Annotated in this window: 21 protein-coding genes; 10 read left to right on the top strand and 11 right to left on the bottom strand. The window is 42.8% G+C overall.

Annotated features, from left to right (window positions below):
* From rpmF to LNTAR_RS22180, 5 genes are all read right to left on the bottom strand, one after another.
* Nucleotides 1–101 (bottom strand): 50S ribosomal protein L32 (rpmF, locus tag LNTAR_RS28495; protein WP_007281006.1); only part of this gene is annotated, 101 nt, incomplete at its 3' end.
* Nucleotides 102–130: 29 nt separating this feature from the next.
* Nucleotides 131–613: a YceD family protein gene (locus LNTAR_RS22165; RefSeq protein WP_007281007.1), complete on the bottom strand. Its 483-nt coding sequence runs from the start codon at nucleotides 611–613 to the stop codon at nucleotides 131–133.
* Nucleotides 585–1,094: a pantetheine-phosphate adenylyltransferase gene (gene coaD, locus LNTAR_RS22170; protein WP_007281008.1), complete on the bottom strand. Its 510-nt coding sequence runs from the start codon at nucleotides 1,092–1,094 to the stop codon at nucleotides 585–587. Before coaD ends, LNTAR_RS22165 begins: the two co-directional genes overlap by 29 nt.
* 1 nt (nucleotide 1,095) lies before the next feature.
* Entirely contained in the window at nucleotides 1,096–2,487 is a 1,392-nt protein-coding gene (locus tag LNTAR_RS22175; protein WP_007281009.1) for a sigma-54-dependent transcriptional regulator, read from the bottom strand.
* Complete coding sequence (locus LNTAR_RS22180; protein ID WP_007281010.1) at nucleotides 2,480–3,637, bottom strand: two-component system sensor histidine kinase NtrB; 1,158 nt, start codon at nucleotides 3,635–3,637, stop codon at nucleotides 2,480–2,482. Before LNTAR_RS22180 ends, LNTAR_RS22175 begins: the two co-directional genes overlap by 8 nt.
* Nucleotides 3,638–3,765: 128 nt before the next feature.
* Between LNTAR_RS22180 and LNTAR_RS27420 the strand changes: the two genes are divergently transcribed.
* The 5 genes from LNTAR_RS27420 (at nucleotide 3,766) to LNTAR_RS22190 (ending at nucleotide 5,572) form a co-directional block, all read left to right on the top strand.
* Nucleotides 3,766–3,912 carry a hypothetical protein gene (locus LNTAR_RS27420; protein WP_007281011.1) on the top strand — a complete coding sequence of 49 codons (147 nt, stop codon included), beginning with the start codon at nucleotides 3,766–3,768 and terminating at the stop codon, nucleotides 3,910–3,912.
* The gene (locus LNTAR_RS27425) at nucleotides 3,909–4,064 is read left to right on the top strand and encodes a hypothetical protein (RefSeq protein ID WP_007281012.1); all 156 of its coding nucleotides are present in this window, start codon (nucleotides 3,909–3,911) and stop codon (nucleotides 4,062–4,064) included. Before LNTAR_RS27420 ends, LNTAR_RS27425 begins: the two co-directional genes overlap by 4 nt.
* A gap of 95 nt (nucleotides 4,065–4,159) precedes the next feature.
* Nucleotides 4,160–4,306 (top strand): hypothetical protein, encoded by a 147-nt coding sequence (locus tag LNTAR_RS27430; protein ID WP_157473790.1) that lies wholly within the window; start codon nucleotides 4,160–4,162, stop codon nucleotides 4,304–4,306.
* Nucleotides 4,287–4,757: a hypothetical protein gene (locus LNTAR_RS22185; protein WP_007281013.1), complete on the top strand. Its 471-nt coding sequence runs from the start codon at nucleotides 4,287–4,289 to the stop codon at nucleotides 4,755–4,757. Before LNTAR_RS27430 ends, LNTAR_RS22185 begins: the two co-directional genes overlap by 20 nt.
* Nucleotides 4,754–5,572, top strand: coding sequence for a hypothetical protein (locus LNTAR_RS22190; RefSeq protein ID WP_007281014.1), 819 nt, complete (start codon nucleotides 4,754–4,756; stop codon nucleotides 5,570–5,572). Before LNTAR_RS22185 ends, LNTAR_RS22190 begins: the two co-directional genes overlap by 4 nt.
* Here LNTAR_RS22190 and LNTAR_RS22195 read toward each other — a convergent pair.
* A complete protein-coding gene (locus LNTAR_RS22195; RefSeq protein ID WP_007281015.1) occupies nucleotides 5,569–6,219 on the bottom strand; it encodes a cupin domain-containing protein in 651 nt (216 codons plus the stop codon). The two genes, LNTAR_RS22190 and LNTAR_RS22195, sit on opposite strands and share 4 nt — an antisense overlap.
* Nucleotides 6,220–6,355: 136 nt before the next feature.
* Here LNTAR_RS22195 and LNTAR_RS22200 point away from each other — a divergent pair, with 136 nt between their 5' ends.
* Together LNTAR_RS22200 and LNTAR_RS22205 are read left to right on the top strand one after the other, a co-directional pair.
* On the top strand, nucleotides 6,356–7,429 hold the full coding sequence (locus LNTAR_RS22200) for an A/G-specific adenine glycosylase (RefSeq protein ID WP_007281016.1): 1,074 nt from the start codon (nucleotides 6,356–6,358) through the stop codon (nucleotides 7,427–7,429).
* Entirely contained in the window at nucleotides 7,426–9,348 is a 1,923-nt protein-coding gene (locus LNTAR_RS22205) for a RecQ family ATP-dependent DNA helicase (protein WP_007281017.1), read from the top strand. Before LNTAR_RS22200 ends, LNTAR_RS22205 begins: the two co-directional genes overlap by 4 nt.
* 33 nt (nucleotides 9,349–9,381) lie before the next feature.
* Here LNTAR_RS22205 and LNTAR_RS22210 read toward each other — a convergent pair whose 3' ends face one another.
* Both LNTAR_RS22210 and LNTAR_RS22215 read right to left on the bottom strand, forming a co-directional pair.
* Complete coding sequence (locus tag LNTAR_RS22210; protein WP_007281018.1) at nucleotides 9,382–10,284, bottom strand: pyridoxamine 5'-phosphate oxidase family protein; 903 nt, start codon at nucleotides 10,282–10,284, stop codon at nucleotides 9,382–9,384.
* A gap of 57 nt (nucleotides 10,285–10,341) precedes the next feature.
* On the bottom strand, nucleotides 10,342–10,956 hold the full coding sequence (locus LNTAR_RS22215; RefSeq protein ID WP_007281019.1) for a glutathione S-transferase family protein: 615 nt from the start codon (nucleotides 10,954–10,956) through the stop codon (nucleotides 10,342–10,344).
* Between the two features lie 153 nt (nucleotides 10,957–11,109).
* Between LNTAR_RS22215 and LNTAR_RS22220 the strand changes: the two genes are divergently transcribed.
* The 3 genes from LNTAR_RS22220 (at nucleotide 11,110) to LNTAR_RS22230 (ending at nucleotide 14,438) form a co-directional block, all read left to right on the top strand.
* Entirely contained in the window at nucleotides 11,110–11,649 is a 540-nt protein-coding gene (locus tag LNTAR_RS22220) for a TetR/AcrR family transcriptional regulator (RefSeq protein WP_007281020.1), read from the top strand.
* A 130-nt stretch (nucleotides 11,650–11,779) separates the two neighbouring features.
* Nucleotides 11,780–12,766 carry a tyrosine-type recombinase/integrase gene (locus LNTAR_RS22225; RefSeq protein WP_007281021.1) on the top strand — a complete coding sequence of 329 codons (987 nt, stop codon included), beginning with the start codon at nucleotides 11,780–11,782 and terminating at the stop codon, nucleotides 12,764–12,766.
* Nucleotides 12,767–12,869: 103 nt separating this feature from the next.
* A complete protein-coding gene (locus tag LNTAR_RS22230) occupies nucleotides 12,870–14,438 on the top strand; it encodes a sulfatase (protein WP_007281022.1) in 1,569 nt (522 codons plus the stop codon).
* Here the strand turns inward: LNTAR_RS22230 and LNTAR_RS22235 are convergent.
* The 3 genes from LNTAR_RS22235 to LNTAR_RS22245 are packed head-to-tail and all read right to left on the bottom strand — an operon-like array spanning nucleotide 14,435 to nucleotide 18,429.
* Entirely contained in the window at nucleotides 14,435–15,220 is a 786-nt protein-coding gene (locus LNTAR_RS22235) for a formylglycine-generating enzyme family protein (RefSeq protein WP_007281023.1), read from the bottom strand. The two genes, LNTAR_RS22230 and LNTAR_RS22235, sit on opposite strands and share 4 nt — an antisense overlap.
* 8 nt (nucleotides 15,221–15,228) lie before the next feature.
* Nucleotides 15,229–16,815 carry a sulfatase family protein gene (locus tag LNTAR_RS22240; protein ID WP_007281024.1) on the bottom strand — a complete coding sequence of 529 codons (1,587 nt, stop codon included), beginning with the start codon at nucleotides 16,813–16,815 and terminating at the stop codon, nucleotides 15,229–15,231.
* Nucleotides 16,816–16,830: 15 nt separating this feature from the next.
* The gene (locus LNTAR_RS22245) at nucleotides 16,831–18,429 is read right to left on the bottom strand and encodes a sulfatase family protein (protein ID WP_007281025.1); all 1,599 of its coding nucleotides are present in this window, start codon (nucleotides 18,427–18,429) and stop codon (nucleotides 16,831–16,833) included.
* Nucleotides 18,430–18,443 lie beyond the last annotated feature (14 nt).

The raw sequence follows: 18,443 nt of genomic DNA on the forward strand, positions 1-18,443 counted from the left end.
GCGCCACAATCACATAATTGAGTTTGGATACCTTTCCAAGCGTAAGATGCTTTGCGCTGACGCTTTTTCATCTTTGATGTCTTTCTTTTTGGCTGTGCCATGTTGTGTTCCTTGTCTTAACTTTAAAAAATTAGTCAAAATTTAGATTATCTAAAATATTGTCAAAAGAGCCACCATTATCCGGTTTTGAGCATTGGCAACTCTCTTTATTGAGGTTCGCGCCACATCCTGAGCATAGTCCTTGGCAGTCATCACTGCACAGGTAGTGTTGCGGAAAAGTGAGGAGTATATCCTCACGTATGTATTCTGTCAAATCAATAATGTCAGGACAGTTTTCAATATGATGACAAATTTCTTCTGACTCGAGAAGATGAGTGAAGTCTGAGTTGCAACGATCGCAATTGCATTGCATATCCACACTTACATGGCCCCTTATTAATAAGGTGTCCATTTGATCGAGTAAACTCACGTCCAACTTAGCTTGCATTGGGCCGTAAGATTTTTCACGATAAGAAGTGGGGAGTCCCATGATAGACGAATCGATTTCGTCTTCGATTTTCATCCCGAATTCGGGGATGTGAAACTTATTTATCTGTAGAGGGTGAAGGGGCATGGTATTTCTCCTTTAAAGCATCAGCGATAATTGGCGGAACAAATTTGGCGATGTCTCCACCCAGGCGAGCGATTTCGCGAATCATTCGAGAGGAAACAAAAGATGTTTCGGGGCTCGGCATTAAGAAAACGGTTTCGCATTTTGGATTGAGGTCGCGATTCATCATCGCCATGTGGATTTCATATTCGAAATCGGAAATTGAGCGTAAGCCACGAACGACGGCACAGGCATCAAAGTTGTTGAGTGCTTCAACGAGGAGACCGCTAATTGAATGGACTTCGATGTTGGGAATATGCTGACATATATCAATAATGTGACCGCGTCTTTCATCTAAGCTGAAGTGAGCTTGTTTTGAGGCATTGACAGCCACGAGTACAATGAGTTTATCGAAAAGCTTGGCGGCTCTTTCGATAACATCCAAATGCCCAAAGGTCAAAGGATCGAAAGATCCTGGGTAGATGGCTACTTTTTCTTCGGACATTTTAGGTGATTCCAAATTGTTTGAGTCGACGGTGCAGGGTGCGTCGGCTCATGCCAAGTCGTTCCGCTGCAAGGGTGCGATTATTGTTAGATTCTTTGAGGGCCTTCAAAATAAGTACTTTTTCGTTTTCTGCCACATCAAGTGCTTTGTCTTTGTCTTCTATTTTTGCAGTCTCGCTCAATTGTTGTTCACCGAGTAAAACGTGATCCGGTAGATTGGGGAGGTCAAGGTATTCTTGCTGAGATAAAACGGCCATGCGCTCCACGACATTGCGGAGTTCGCGAACATTACCAGGCCAATCATAAGTGCACAGGCGTGCCATCGCATCCGCGGTGAAGCCTTTGACATTCAATTGATTCTCAGTAACTGAAGAAATGAGCCAGTGTTGGAGTAGGGCAGGGATATCTTCTCGGCGATCACGCAGAGGTGGCAGTTCAAGGTTGATGACATCGAGGCGATAATAGAGGTCTTCTCGGAACTCGCCAGCTTGAACCATTTTGCGAAGGTCGCGATTGGTTGCGGCAATGAGTCGCGCATCTGAATAGAGTGTTTCGTTTCCGCCGACGCGTTCAAAGGAGCGGCTCTCGAGAATGCGCAGGAGTTTAACTTGGGTTGCGGCATCAATTTCACCAATTTCGTCGAGGAAAAGTGTGCCACCATCAGCGGCTTCGAAGCGACCAATGCGTTTTTCATTGGCGCCAGTGAAGGAGCCCTTTTCGTGGCCGAAGAGTTCACTCTCAAAGAGGTTGGCATTGAGAGCGGCACAATGAACGGCAATGAAAGCTTTTTTGGAACGAGTGCTCGCGGCGTGAATGGCTTTGGCAATGACCTCTTTACCCGTACCAGTTTCACCAGTGATTAATACTGAGGAACGTGCAGGCGCAATTTGCTGAACAGTACGCAGAACGTTTTCCATAGCCACAGATTGATAAATGATCTGTGGAGAATTCTTGGAGCCTTTTGCGGTTTGCGCAATTGCAGGTAGCTGAGCTGAAGTTGCTTTTTTGGTGCTCGGTAATTGAAAACTTGGGCTTGCTTGGACGGCAGTTTTTAAAACTCCGTCCAGGTCATCGAGACGAAAGGGTTTTGTGATGAAATCGTAAGCGCCTGCTTTGACGGCGTCGACCACTGTCTCCGTTTCGTTATAGGCACTCATGACAATCGCTGGAGTTTCAGGGCGAATGTTTTTGAGCTGACGTAAAAGCTCAATGCCATTCATTCCAGGCATTTTGACATCGGTTAAAATGATGTCGACTGGGTTGTCTTCAAAAATTTTAATCGCTTCTTTGCCATTGGACGCCGTAAAAGTTTCCCATTCATATTTGAGTGCGCGGGCTAAGCCTTGGCAGGTGTGGATCTCATCGTCAACAATTAGTATTTTCTTTTTATTCATCTGAAATCTCTTGATTTGTGTTGGTGCTAATCATGCGAATGCGTTTCCCCAAGCGTGGAAGGGAGATGGTGAGGATGGTACCTTTTTCTTCTGCGGAGCTTATATCGAGGCGCCCACCGTGTTCGCGGATAATTTTTTCTACAATAAAGATGCCGAGGCCTGTGCCACTATGGCGATCACTTTTGTAGGAATTAAAGATTTTCCCAATTTTATTGAGGTCAATACCTCCACCTGTATCGGCAAAGCTGATGTTAATGAAATCGTCGTCACCCGTGCAAAGTAGGGCAAGTTTACCTCCCTGAGGCATGGCTTGGATGGCGTTTTTCATGATGTTGAAAAAGGCTTGCTTGAGTTGAGTTTCGTCCCCTTCGATAGGAGGTGTTCTTTCCGGGATCGAGATTTCGAGCTCAATATTGCGATCTTCAATTTCTTTGGTCATGAACTGCAGCGCTTCTCGTAAAATGGAGGTGAGCTCAATGGCTTTCATTTCAGGCTTGTCGGAGCGAAGAGCACCTAAGAATTGACGAATAATGGTGTCGAGTCGCTCGATTTCTCCCGAAGCAACGCCGAGTAATTCCCGAGCTTCATCGCCCTCGTCGCCTTCGATCTGTTTCATGAGGCGGTTGAGCAGTTGTAGGTGAATATTTAAGCTATTGAGTGGATTCCCCAATTCGTGGGCGACTCCCGCAGCCAACATGGTGAGCAGGCGAAGTTGTTCGCTCTCGTTCTGTGATTGACTTTGATTGTGGAGATCTGTGTTGTCGTGAATGACGATGATGTAGCCGTCGATTTCATCTTGTTTAACAATGGTACAGATGAGGTGGCGAAATTCTGGATAAGAAATTTCGAGTTCCTGACGCTTGAAGCCATTCTCTGAGGGGATCATCTCATTGACTTTGAGTTCAGGGACAAATTTTGTGAGAGCTTGGCCCTTAGCATCATTGGTTAGTCCAAGCAATTCTTGGGCGGCTTGATTATGGTAAGTGATGTCGTAAGCTTCATCGAGAACGACAATGCCCTCGCGAATGGTATTAAAAATGGTATCGAGGGAGCTTTTTTCGCGCACGAGGTGAAGTAAGAAGGATTGTTCCTCTCCTAATTCTGAGTGCTTGAGTCTTTCGCTCAGTCGATCTATAATATCCGCTTTCATTTTTTATCCATAAAATTAGTTTTTTTACCTTAGCACATTTATTACAAATGCCCAAAAAATCTTTTATTTGTATTCGAAAGACTAGGAATTATACTTTTAAAAACCACTAATTTGGAGCCTATTTATCCATGACGACATATATACGACCTTTTGTAATTGTGTGCTTAAGCTTTTTGATTGCGCATAATACGACAACATCTTGTGGTATTTATACGACGCATGAACATGAAGAAGAGCACGAAGATGAAGAGTTCGAAAAACTGGCGGAAGAATGAAAAAATACTTTAGGCCGCTGTTTATCATTTGCTTAACTTTCCTCTTTGTGAGTACGACTTCGTGCTCATGCAAGATGTACACCTTTAGTGAAGAAGAGGAAGAAGAGCGCAAAAACGAGATAGAAGAGTATGAGCGCCTGGCCGAAGAGTAGTTTTTATTGACGTAACTCATTGAATATTAATATATCAATATTGATTTCGAAGGTTTTCTATTGTACCCTTAGTGAATAATTCAGTGGAGAGTGCAATGAAAAATAAATATTTTAGGCCCCTTTTTATTATAGGATTGGCTTTTTTATTCGTTAGTTCAACTTCTTGTGACTGGCACAGTTATGAGGAAGAAGAGGTAGAGTCTGAGATAGAAGAATACGAGAATGACCGCGAAGAAGAGTAAGCTCTCCCCCCTTTATTACCTTCCTGTTTTGATTTTAGTTATTGTGGCGGTTTTTCAACTGGCCATGAGTAACTTTAGTGACTTGAGCCCATGGAAAGGCGGTGGCTTTGGCATGTTCTCGAGTCTGAAGAACCCCGGCATGAGAAGGGTTCATGTCCGCCTCAATTTTGCCGATGGACAAGAAAAATTAGTCTCATCAAAACAATTTTCGAAAATGGCTGTTTATGATCAGCTTAGATCTTTCCCGAAAGAAGCCAAGTTACTTGAGTTTCTTGAAGAGATTAAACTCTTAAAGTGGAAACATCGTCATGGCGACAGTGATGAGTATTTACGTATTAATTCCTTAGGGCAAAGTGCCGTTGAAATCGAAGTTGATATAAATGAACTCATCTATGAAAAAGGTAGAGTGCGAGCCGAAAAAATCCTTAGCCATAAGTGGCGTGCCAAATGACTATGTTATTGCGAATGTCCTTATTATTAGCCCTTCTGGCGACCGCACCTAGAGGTCACGTTGCAGCTGCGTTCCATTGCTTGGTCTTACTGGCGCTATTTTTCCCAAAGTTTGGTAAGCACCAAGATTTCTGGCTCGCCCTAACATCTTTGCAGGGCTTCGCAATTTTTTATAGTTGGGGAAGTAGCGATAATCATAAATATCTAATTGCCTATTGGTTTTTTACTTTGTACTTGGCCTTATTGGCGACCAAGCAAAATAAAGACTTATTCAAAGATTTTTGTGCCCAGTCCGCACGTTATCTTATTGCCGGATCGATGCTTTTTGCGGTCTTAGCAAAAGCCATTCACCCTGAGTATATGAATGGAGACTTTTTTCGTTTCACCCTGTTGATGGACGGGCGCTTTAAAGTTTTTACCATACTTCTAACTGAAGTCGATAAATCAGTCTTAGAAGCTAATGCCGCCGCCATGAAACTGATGCGAGATTCGCAACAAAGTGAAATGCTTTTACAAGGACTTGCAGAAGTGAATGCCTTGGCACTGTTTTTGACTTGGTGGACAATTTTAATCGAAGCCATCATTGGAGTTTTATTTCTATGCAACAAAAAGCCACTGTTCAGTCACCTATGTTTGATGGTGTTTATGATCACCACTTATTCAGTTGCGACTGTAACTGGTTTCTCCCTCGTTCTTTGTTGCTTAGGCTACGCCCATGCCCAGCGACAAGATTTACCGGACAAGATAAAATTGTTCTACCCTTGCTTTTTTGCCTTCACCTTTGTTTTAGGCCTATCCTTCGGAGAAATAATTTAACTTGGCAGGTGCCCCGTTTTTACGAGGATCAAAGTTTCCTTTTCGACGCGTGGGAAGTGCTGACTATTATGCGGACTTCGCAACCAAGTGTATTTGGGGTAAGAGCCATGTTCATCAATGAACTCTCCACTAATGACAAAAATTTCTTCGCCTCCCATATGGCGATGTGGCTGAAAAACTTCATTAGCAGGCCATTTGACCAGGGCCGTATTATGCCCTAAAAAATTATGGAGGGGCATGACTTGTAGATTTCCTGCGCCTTGATGCCAGTCAGCTTTATGGGTGTCAACCCGTAGTGATTCACTATCGTCGGGGTTGAATTGATTGAGCTTTACGAAAATAATACAACCCTCTTTACTGAAGGGTTTATGCTTACTGCCGGGTGGGTTACGAATGTATGTCCCGGGTCCGAAGTTGCCCGTTTCATCCGAAAAAGTCCCTTCGAGAACAAAAATCTCTTCTCCCAGGGGGTGGAGGTGCTCATTGAAATAGGAGTTCGCTTCGTATTTCACGATGCTCGTCACATGACCGTGTTCAGCGGCTTCGCGCTCGAGTGCTTTGCGCCAAACACCTGCTAAGGGGCTTGCGAGCCAATCTTGCTCGTCCCAGTGAATGACACATTGTTTACTGAAGTCCATATTGAGCATAGGAAGGGAACCTTTTGTTTTTGCTTTGAAAAATGTATGGAACTTAAGGTTTTTCAAGTTTGTTTATTGAAGCGCAGTCAAGCTGAACTACACTTTAGCTACTCGAGTTTGTGTTAATGCTTCATATGAGAATGAGATGAGAAAAAATATAGAGAAAGATTTCCAAGATTTAGTTTCTTGGTCAAAAGATAATTATTCTCATTTGCCTTGGCGCAGTGAAGTACGTGATCTCTATCGTGTGCTCGTCTCGGAAGTGATGTTGCAGCAAACAACCGTGGCAACAGTTTTGCCGCGCTACGAAAGCTTTTTTGAAAAATTCCCTGACCTCGCGAGCCTCGCAAATGCCGACGAAAATGATCTAGCTTTAGCTTGGAAAGGCTTGGGTTATTATCGCCGAGCTCAAAATTTGTATAAGGCGGTAACGATGATTCATCAGTCTGGGGGCGAATTCCCCGATGGTGAAGAAGAACTCCAGAAAGTTCCTGGAGTCGGCCCATATACAGCGGCCGCCCTCACGGCGATTGGCAGAAATCAATTAGCGCTCGCGGTGGATGGAAACCTGCAGCGCGTCTTAAGTCGTTATTTTTTCATTGAAGTCGAGCAGGGACCCAAACTTCAGAAAGCAGTTCACTCTTTGATTCAAAATAAAACTTTTGCCAAGACGCTTGAGCTTTGCGGACCACGCAAATTTAATGAAGCGCTAATGGATTTGGGTCGAGCCATTTGTAAACCTCGCAATCCTAAGTGTGGTGAATGTCCTTTACAGAATTCCTGCGAAGCTCGGCTTAAGCATAAAGTTGAACTTGTTCCCGTGAAAAAAGAAAAGCAAAAAGTGGCGATTTCGGAACTCAAATTAGTGCGATTCTTAGTGAAGAATTCACAAGGTGAAATGCTCTTTTATAAAAAACGACAGGGAGAATGGCTCAAGGATCAATGGGAGTTACCCACCGCAATTGTGGAATCCGAAGATCAAAAGATTAAACAGTACCCTTTTGCGAATGTCGCAAATTATTCGGATGAGCAGATTACGACGGCGATTACCCGTTACCGCATTCGCAATTATTGGAAAGAAATGGAGGAACTCGACTTTCGTGACTTAGGAATTCTCAATGATCGCGACTTCGCTTTCCTGCCATGGGGTAAAACCCAAGAACATATTTCAAGCGCCAGTGAGAAAGTGCTAACGCTAATAAATGGTCGTAGTCAATGAATTCCTTAACTGAATCACTAAAAGAAAAATTTGGTTTTGGGCAATTTCGCGAAGGCCAAGAACAGACGATTAGTCAATTGCTTCAGGGGCAAAGTAGCTTGGCTATCTTTCCCACGGGCTCAGGCAAATCACTTTGTTATCAACTCGCGGCGTTGCACTTGCCCAAGCTCACCTTGGTGGTGTCTCCCTTGCTGGCTTTGATTAAAGACCAGGTGGATTTTCTTCATTCTAAAGGTATTGCGGCGTCGAGTATAGATTCGACTCAGAGTTTTGAGCAACAGCGTATGACTCAAGAAGGTATTCGACGAGGCGAAATTAAGATACTTATGGTGTCAGTCGAACGCTTCAAGAATGAGCGTTTTCGAAATTTTATTGAAGGCATTGAGCTCTCGATGCTCGTGGTCGATGAAGCACATTGTATATCGGAATGGGGACATAATTTTCGTCCAGATTATCTCAAGCTTCCCGATTACAGGAATCAGTTTCAGATTCCCTTAGTGCTTTTGCTGACGGCGACGGCAACGCGAAAAGTGAAAGAAGATATGTGTCGGAAGTTTTCGATTGATCCTCAGAATATTGTTCAGACAGGTTTTTATCGCAGCAATTTAGATTTGAGTATTTTGCCAACAGCGCAAAATGAGAAATTAAATAAGCTCGGCGAAATCTTGCAGGCGCAGAGTGGTTCGGGCATTGTTTATGTGACTTTGCAGAACAGTGCAGAAGAAGTGGCGAGTTTTCTCGCTCAGCGAGGGCTCAATGCCGTGGCTTATCACGCCGGTTTAGGCAATGATAAGCGTCAAATGATTCAGTCCCAATTTATGGAAAGTCAGGATCAAATTATTGTGGCCACTATTGCCTTTGGTATGGGGATTGATAAGTCCGATATACGCTTTGTGATTCATTTTGATTTACCGAAATCCATCGAGAATTACAGCCAAGAAATTGGTCGTGCAGGGCGTGATGGCTTGAAGTCCCAATGTTTAACCTTGGCGAATTTGGATGGTTTAACCACGGTTGAGAATTTTGTTTATGGTGATACACCTGAGCCCAGTGGCGTCGCTCATGTGATTAATGCGATTCAAAAGGAAAGTCTGCAGGGACGCTGGGAAGTTCAGCTCAACACACTCTCAAGTGCGAGTAATATTCGTCAATTGCCGCTAAAAACACTTTTGGTCCAACTTGAGTTGTTAGGTGTTATTAAATCACTCTTTTCTTACTACGCTGATTTCCGCTTTAAATTTAATTTAGAGGAAAATGAAATCCTTCAAAAATTTAAGGGTGAACGCCAAGAGTATTTGAGTAAGATCTTTCAATCATCGTCGCGAAAACGCGTTTGGTGTGAGCCTAATTTCCAACAAGTGAGCGGGGAGCGCAATCGCATGGTGACCGCGCTTGAATACTTACATGAAAAGAACTGGATTATCCTTGAGAGTAAAAAGATTACTGACGTCTATCAAGTGAATGAAACCGAACTCAATGATTCATCTTTAGTGGATTCCCTGTCGCAATACTTTTTGCAAAAAGAAGCGAGCGAAATCAAACGCATTGCGAATTTGGTGAAATTTTTTGAATCGCAGAAATGTCTGAGTTGTGGACTAGCCAAATACTTTGATGATCAAGATGCGGTGACTCAATGTGGGCATTGTTCTGTCTGTCGAGGTCAGTTAGCTAAGTTAAGTTATTCCCAAGCAGTTTCTTTGCCTAGCCAAGAGCAAGTGCAGCAATACCTAGAGGACTTCAAACAAAAGTTACCAAGTGGGAGTCAATACCAAATGAGTTCAGAGCTCTTTTGTCGCTTCTTGGCAGGGATTAAAGTCCCAGCCTTTAGCCGCAATAAAGTTCAGTCCCTAGAAGGATTTGCCGCCTGTGAAAAAGTGCCCTTTGCAAAGATTCGAGAGCTTATTGCCCTAGCTTTTTGATGTCGATTAAGCATTGAGTTATAGGGGCGATAGCTAGATTTTTTGCCATTTAAATGGAAGCGCATTGGGAATGCATATCGCTTGTTTGAGATAAAAACGCCAGAGCCTTTCGGCACCAGGGAAGTGCTTTTCTTTTGGCGTATCAAGGAAAAGTTCAGCCTTTCCAGTCATACTAATCAAGGTGGCATTTTCAAAATCTATGAATAAAAGCCCTGCGCGAGGGTTGATTAAGAAATTCCCCAGTGTGTTGAAGTGTCCATTTCCTGAGTAATCTGGAATGCAGAGCGTGGTATCATTTTCAATTTGGATGAAACCTGGATCTCCACCTCGGTGAGAAACATCCGCTCCGGATGATTTTTGGTCGTTGTGAGTTCCTGAACTACTTGCGACAAAGAAAGTGTCGGCTTGCTTAATTAACTTGCGCATAGATGAAGTGAAGAAATTGCTTTGGGTAGATTTTTCTTGTGGTGAATGATTTTTATTGCTAAGTAATCTTCTTTTGCTAATAAATTTTGGGCAATTACCAAAACTCTGTTTGACGCGGATTTGTAGCTGATCCTTATTGGCAGAGCTAATACGAGCGGACAGGCGGTTTCTGCGTCGATTCTCCAAATTAATTCCCAAGAGCCCGACATCGACTAAGCCTTGTTCGATTGATTTTGATAGTGGGTCTTCTTCATGGATTAGGTTTTTAATGGCTAATTCATTTTCATTAGGAGAACTTATGAAGTTTGTTTGGGAAGATAAAACGGATGCCCATAAATCTCCTTGTGGGTCTTGATGACCTAAAAAAATATAGGGCAGTTCACAATAAAATTTCCGATGTTGATCAGGCATGAAATCGCGAATGACTTTGCGCCCAAATGTGTCCATGCGTTGATCAATGCCTAGGCTTTTTTGTAAACTTATTTCGCCTTCATGAAATGGTGAGTTCATAGATGATCCTTAAAGACCTCTCCCCATAAATCAGGGGGAAGTCCAGTAGTTGATAGTTTATGCGGCGCTCGATGGGCGTTGACTGACTTCTTGATGCCAACGAGAAAGCTTGGGGTAGTCATTGAGAGTGAGCAAGTTTAAATGAAGTGCAAAGTCTAAAGAGCAAAGTAGGGTGATGTCTGCAATGGAATAGATTTCTCCAGCTAAGAAGGGATTATGCTGTAACTGTTTCTCCATGATCGCTAAATGCAGGAGTAGTTGACTTTGCTGATGAAGCCCCCACTCGTTGTTACGGTAACGATCGTCCCCAATGCCTTGGGTGGCATGATGAAAATATTGGCCAGTGGAGAATAAAACCCCCAATTCAGCGCGGCGTTGCCACATATCAATGGTCGCTTGCTCTTTTGCAGTTTCTCCAAATAGTTTTATGCCTGAGCTTAAACTTTCAAAATAGCGGGAAATTGAATGCGATTCAGTGATAAAACTCCCGTCATCAAGTTCTAGAACAGGAACAGTAGCATAGGGGTTTTTTGCTAAAAAATCAGCTGATTTATGTTCGCCGTCACCCAATTTCACCGTAATGAGTTCGAGATTTTCGAGGAGACCTTTTTCGGCAATAAAAATTCTGGCACGACGAGCGTTGGGGGCAATTTGTGTGTGATAAAGTTTCATGAGTTTTCCTTATTTTAATAACTTATCTATCAGTAGATAGATTAGCTACCTAGTGATAGATAATGCGAGTGTTGACTAAAAACAACTACAAATATCAAAAAAAGTAGATTTTTATCTATCTAGTGATAGATTTATAAAAAGTAGAGGTTTAAAATGAGCAAAAAAGAAGAAATTATTTTAGAGGCATGCCGAGCCTTGCAAGAAGGTGGAGTTAATGGCTTTAGCTTTCGTGACTTAGCCGACACAGTTGGAGTCAAGTCCTCCAGTGTGCATTATTATTTCAAAAATAAAAATGATTTATTTATTGCGGTTTTAGAAGCTTTTACAGAAGAGTTTACTCAAAATTTACAGTCAATTCTAGATGAAAGTTCGAGTCTACAAGATGTCATTGATGGAATCATTGATCAATTTATTGAAATTGCTCAAGAGCAGAAATTTTGTGTTTGTGGGATGTTGGCGATAGATCAAAAGCATTTGAGTGAAGAAATGATAAGTCGAGTGAATGAGACTTTTTGCGCTTTACGCAAATGGCTAAGCGAAGTAATCGCTCAGTATCCTCAGGAGAAGTTTTCGAACGAAGAGCTCTCTTCTATATTTATTAGTGCCTTAGAGGGTGCTTTAATGATGGACCGTCTCAGTAAAACGACGGAGTCACTAGAAAGCCTACGAAGCTTTATGCACCGCTTGGTATAAGGGCTTCTTTTAAACAAGCTTAGTTAGGCATAAGAATGGAGATGAATTCGCTTCATTATTAAGAGTTTAGTTAAGTCATGATATGTATCCTTAGGTTTGAGTCATTAAACCACAAACAAAAGGACATAAAATGAAAAGCAAATTTGATCACTTCTACAATTTAATGAAAAGCGCCTTGTTTTTACAAGGTAAAGCTCACAGGACAAGAGATTCCTACCTACGAGCTTTACGCCGAATCAATAAAATGCTTACTTTGGAATTAGATGAGATCACAGAAGAAGATCTTAAAAAATATTTTTTGAAGCTTTTGAGAACGTATGCGGTACCAACCGTAAAGAGTGATCGTTGTGGCTTAGCATTTTTTTATAAATATGTGCTCTCTCGAGAATTTAACTGGGGCAAGATTATACGAATTCAGACCGTTCATAAATTACCAAGTGTTTTGACACAAAAAGAAATCGCCCACGTGTTGAGTTACGTGAAACGGTGGCGCCATCGTGTCTGCTTGACGGCAATATATAGTATGGGGCTTCGGGTTAGTGAGGCATTAAAAATGAGGCCTAGTGATATTTGCGTTGAGCGCAAAATTCTTCATATTCGTAATAGTAAAGGTTGCCGGGATCGCTTGGTACCTTTGCCGGACTTAAGTTTGCAGATGATAAATGATTTTTGGCTCAGCCATCGAAGCCCCAATTATATTTTTCCTCAGATTAGGGATAAATCTAATATGGTTAATATAGATAAGCACATGTATATCGGCGCAGTTCAGGGAGCTTTTCGTATGGCGGTTTTGGAGAGTGGAATCATGAAGCGCGTAAGTGTGCATAATTTGAGGCATAGCTATGCGACTCATATGATGGAGAAAGGCGTTCCGATCATGGCCATACAAGAAATACTTGGGCATCGGGATATTAAGACGACGATGATCTATGCGCGGCTAACGGAATTAATCTATGAAAATAGACATGATCAAATTCGCAAGTTGATGTCGCCTTTGGAGTTTTTAAATAATTCATCAAATGAATCCTTGCATATATCATCTTATAGCTTGGAGGAAATTAATAGCTTATGTTTACAAAAGCTGAGCATAAATAATGAAAATAGTCACAAGATGTGATTATTTTTGCGAATGGAGTTATAAGATTGCTTTGGGCTCTGTTCTATAGGTGTTGAGATAGTTCGGTGTCGAATTAGTATAAAGAAAATTTTAGGAGCCATAAATGAAAAAACTGATTGTCTTATTTTTACTCATCAATTGTGCGGTGTACGCAAAACCGATGAACTTTGTGTTTATTCTTGCAGATGATTTGGGGATAAAAGATATTGGTGCTGAGGGGAGCATTTTTCATGAGACTCCTAACTTAGATGCTTTAGCAAAGAGCTCGGCGCGCTTTACGGATGGTTATTCCACTTGCCAAGTTTGCAGTCCTTCTAGAGCGAGTATCATGCTCGGTCAGTTTCCGGCGACACATGGCATTACTGAGTATATTGGAGCGCCTTCGGGCTTGCGTTGGAAACGCAATACAAAAGTTATGCCAGCGGAATATGTTCGAGCTTTACCTGCAGAAGATATGACGATTGCGGAAGCGATGAAAACTGCGGGCTATAAAACATTTTTCACGGGCAAATGGCATTTGGGCGGTGAGGGTTCCTATCCAGAAGATCACGGTTTCGACATTAATGTGGGTGGTTATGAAAGAGGTGGCCCTTACGGCAATGGTAAAGAAGCAGGTTTTTTCTCACCCTATGGCAATCCAAAAATGAAAGATGGGCCAGACGGGGAAAGTTTGAGTGTGCGTTTAGGCATGGAAACGGCGAAGTTTATTGAAGCGAATAAGGATGAGAAATTTTTTGCTTTCATGTCTTTTTATGCGGTTCACGCACCGATTCAAACGACGCGTTCATTATGGGAGAAGTACCGCGCGAAAGCCGAAAAAATGGGCTTGGTGGAAAACGATAAGCGTTTCATCTTTGATCGTACACAAGCGGTGCGCCAAGTCCAAGATAATCCGGTTTATGCAGGCATGATGGAGAGTATGGATGAAGGTGTGGGCGTGGTGCTTAAAAAATTAAAAGAATTAGGCTTAGATAAAAATACCGTAGTGATTTTCACTTCAGATAATGGTGGCGTTTCGTCAGGCGATGCCTACGCAACAGCTTGTTTACCTCTACGTGGTGGCAAGGGGCGTCAGTGGGAAGGGGGGATTCGTCAGCCTTTTTATATTCACGTTCCAGGAATTGCTGATGAGGAGAAGTTTATTGGAGTGCCAGCAACAGGCGCTGACTTTTACCCTACTATTCTCGACCTCGCGGGTTTAGAACTCAAGCCCGCGCAACATGTGGATGGCCTTAGTTTAAAGGCAGCGATGCAGGGCAAGGAAATGCCTAAGCGTGATTTGTTTTGGCATTACCCACATTACGGTAATCAGGGTGGTGAGCCTTCTTCCATTATTCGCTCAGGCCAGTGGAAGCTCATCCATTACTATGAAGATGGTCGCAAGGAACTCTACAAGATTTCTGATGATATTGGTGAGCAAAATGATTTGGCATCGAGTCATCCAGAGAAAGCTCAAGAGCTCGCTAAAAAATTAAAATCTTGGCTCGAAGAGAAGCAGGCAAAATTTCCAGAAAAAGACAAGCGTTATAATGCGCAAAAAGCTGCAGTAAGCCTCAAAAATAAAGAGCAAGGACAGATGAAAAGCTTAGAGAAGTCGCATGCGAATTACCTCAATAAAGATTATAAAGGTAATCCAAAACAGCGTTCGAATGGTTATTTAGAACCGCGTTAATCTTTAGGAACAATCGCTAAGCGAAAACCTAAGTTATATAAACGGCCATCAGCTGAGTACCAATCGCGTTTGGCGGAGTAGCAGTCGCCAGCGCCTTCGTGCCAACTAGCTCCACGCGAGGAGCGGACTTTCCCTGTTTCGGGACCCTTTGGATCGATAAGTTCATTGGCGTCATAGTGATCGTAGCGGTCTGAACACCATTCCCAAACGTTACCGTACATATCGTGCAGTCCCCAGCGATTGGCGTTCTTTTTTCCTACGGGGTGAGCTTGTTCATCTGAATTGCCATCAAACCAAGCAATCGTACTTAAATCCATAAGGGGTTTTGGACTGTAGTTGGCCTGGCAAGCGTATTCCCATTGGGCTTCCGTGGGCAAGGCAATTTTATATCCACTCGGAATTTCTTTGGCGTAATAACGATTGAGTTTGGCAATGAGTTCTTGGCATTCATTCCAAGAAACATAATAGATAGGGTGATGTGGGCCTACTCCGCGCAATGACCAATCGGGATTCGCTAAGTCACGTTGTTCTTGGATTGACTTATTCATGTAGCCCAGCCATTGCGCTTGAGTGAATTCAAATTTGGCGAGCCAAAAGTCTTGTGAAATAGTGATTTCTCTTACGGGTTGTTGATCGCTACTGCCTTTTGCAGTGCCCATGTCAAATTCACCCTTTGGGATATGTTTAAACTCCATTGAGGCGAGTTGTAGGTCTGGCTGCTGCAGACTTGTGCAACTGAAGAACAAGCTGATAAATACAAAAATGATGATGACGCGTTTCATAAATTCTCCTATTTTTTCTCTTTCGCATTGCGGAATGCAGCGTATTTATTTGAAATTTTGATGGCTTTTTGACGATCTGCTTCGCTATAATCCCAAAACTCATTAATGACTTGGTTAGCGATAAATTTTTCATGGTCAGCACCATTTTCTTGCCTCATTTGAGCGAATTGATCTTTTAGCTTCGCAATCAAGTCGGGGCTGGCTAGTTCATAGATATTATTTAATTCTTGGGGGTCTTTTTCGAGGTCATATAATTCCCAGGCTGGGGGAGTTTCAGGCTGAGAATCTTCGGGTTTGGCTCCGTAATAAAGGATGAGTTTATATTTTTTTGTGCGCATGCCAATGTGAGCGGGATTATCGTGATGAGCCATGTGCATCCAGTACTGATAATAAGCGGCTCGTTTCCAGTTTTTTGGTTCTTGCTTTGTTTCAAGAATTGATCTGAAGCTTCGTCCCTGCATGTAAGTAGGCGTTTTGACACCGGCATAATCGAGCATCATGGCGGGGTAATCAATATTTTCGATAATTGCATCAGATTTTGAACCCGCTTTAATCGCCTTTGGGTAGCGTACAATGAAAGGCATACGCATGGTTTCTTCATAGGCCCAGCGCTTGTCTTGGTAATCGTGCTCGCCGAGCATGAAACCTTGGTCACCAGTGTAGATGATGATGGTGTTGTCGTAGATCTTTTCTTGTTTGAGGTAATCCACCAAACGTTTCATGTTATCATCGATGCCCTTGACACAGCGCAAGTATTTTTTGAGGTAGGTTTGATAAGCTGTTCTTTTTGCTGTAGTAGGATCGCTAATGCCTTTCGCCCAAGTTTTAGCGTAATTACGTCGCGTATTGCGCATGCCAATAGAAGTTCCGATATGATGAATGAGTTCATCCTTGTGGCCTTTTGTCGCTAGTGAACCATTATTTTTGTTGTCCCAAAGACTGCTTGGCTCAGGGATTTTGACATCGGCCAGATAGCTTTCATAGCGTGGTGCATAGTGAAAGAAATCATGGGGAGCTTTAAAATGAAACTTGAGAAAGAAAGCTTGATTTTTGTGACGTTTGTTACTGAGCCAATCAATAGCTGAATCAGTGAGACAATCTGAGGAATGCCCTTTCATAACGACGGGTGAACCCTTTTCATCTCCCAAGCTGCCCTCGAAGAAATTGGGGTCAAAATATTTTCCTTGACCGGGTAAAACTTTGTAGTAATCAAAGGCTGCAGGACGCTTCTTTAAATGCCACTTACCAATCATTGCGGTTTGATAGCCCGCCTTACGCATTTCATGAGCGAGGTATTGTTGGTCAGAGGCAATGCTACCTTTGAGGTCAAGAACTCCGTTGATGTGAGCATATTGTCCGGTCATTATCGAGGCGCGACTGGGAGTGCAGATGGAATTTGAGCAGAAGGCGTTGGTCATGATGATGCCATCACGAGCAATTTTATCGATGTTGGGTGTAGGGTTGAGTGGAGCTAAACGTCCACCATAGGCCCCGATGGCCTGTGCAGTGTGGTCATCAGACATGATGAAAAGGATGTTGGGTTTTTCCACCGCAAATAAATGGAGGCAGGAAAGTATGAGCAAACAATATTTCATTGATGGATTCCTAGTTTATTTTTTCTTCTTTTTGAGAGGGGCTTTATAGTTTTTATAAGCATGAGAAAGTTCAATTGCCTTTTGTCGATCTTCACTGCTGTAGTCCCAAAATTCGTCAATTACTTTATTGCAGGCGAATTTAGGATCATCTTCTTTATATTTATGGCGCAAGTCTTTGAGTTCAGCTTTGAGCTTATTAATAATTTCTTGATACTCTGGATTGTCGTAGAGATTATTGCTCTCTTTAGGATCTTTACTGAGGTCGTAAAGTTCCCAGGCGGGTGGCGTCTGTGCCTGGTCGCTGTCTGTTTTCGCCCCATAGAAAAGGATGAGTTTGTAGCGTTTGGTGCGAATCGCAATGTGGGCAGGGTTATCGTGATGTGCCATGTGCATCCAATAGTGGTAATAGGCGGCTTTTTTCCAGTTTTCACTTTCGACGCCGGACTCAAGAATGGATCGAAAGCTATAGCCTTGCATGTACTTCGGTCGTGCCACGCCAGCATAGTCCAGCATGGTTAAAGGGTAGTCGACATTTTCAATAATGGCGTCGGATGCGCTTCCAGCTGGAATAGTTTTTGGGTAACGTACAATAAAAGGCATGCGCATAGATTCCTCATAAGCCCAACGTTTATCTTGGTAGTCATGTTCACCCAGCATAAAACCCTGATCACCTGTATAAATAATGACGGTATTGTCGTAGAGACCCTCTGCTTTGAGGTAATCAATGACACGCTTGAGGTTGTCGTCGACGCCTTTGACACAGCGTAAGTATGCTTTTAGGTAGCTTTGGTAAGCTTGTGATTTAGCTTGCTTGTTACTTAAATCAGGATCTTTTGCCCATTTTTTAGCGTAGTTACGGCGGTGGTTTCTACGACCAATAGAAGTTCCGATTTTGTTGATTAATTCATCTTGATATCCGCGTGTGGCAATGGAACCATTATTTTTATTATCCCAAAGGCTCGCTGGTTCCGGAATATGTGTGTCCGCTAAGTAAGATTCATAACGAGGAGCATATTCAAACATATCATGGGGTGCTTTGAAGTGAAATTTGAGGAAAAAGGCTTGGTCTTTTTTGCGGATGTTTTTAAACCAATGAAGTGTTGAATCCGCAACACAATCAGAAGAGTGACCTTCCATTTTTACTTTCTCACCTTTAGTGTCGCCAAGTTTACCTTCGTAGAATTCAGGGTTGAAGTACTTGCCCTGGCCTGGAAGAACTTTGTAGTAGTCAAAAGCGGCAGGGCGGTGTTTGAGGTGCCACTTACCGATGACAGCCGTTTGGTAGCCAGCTTTTTTCATTTCATTAGCTAGGTATTGATGTTCAGAATCTAGCTTGCCACCCAAAGTGGTGACGCCGTTCACCGCACTGTATTGCCCCGTCATAATGGCAGCTCGACTTGGAGTGCAGATGGCATTATTACAAAAGGCATTGGTCATAATTATACCCTCTTGGGCGATGGAGTCGATTGTTGGTGTGGGATTTAATTTTGCGAGACGACTATTGTAAACACCCACAGCTTGGGAGGTGTGGTCGTCAGACATGATGAAAAGGATGTTGGGTTTTTGTTCTGCAAGTAATGGCAGGCAAAGGAGGAAAAACAAAACTGACTTCATGAAACTACCTTGGT

The organism is Lentisphaera araneosa HTCC2155, from assembly GCF_000170755.1.
In the GTDB taxonomy this organism is placed as follows: domain Bacteria; phylum Verrucomicrobiota; class Lentisphaeria; order Lentisphaerales; family Lentisphaeraceae; genus Lentisphaera; species Lentisphaera araneosa.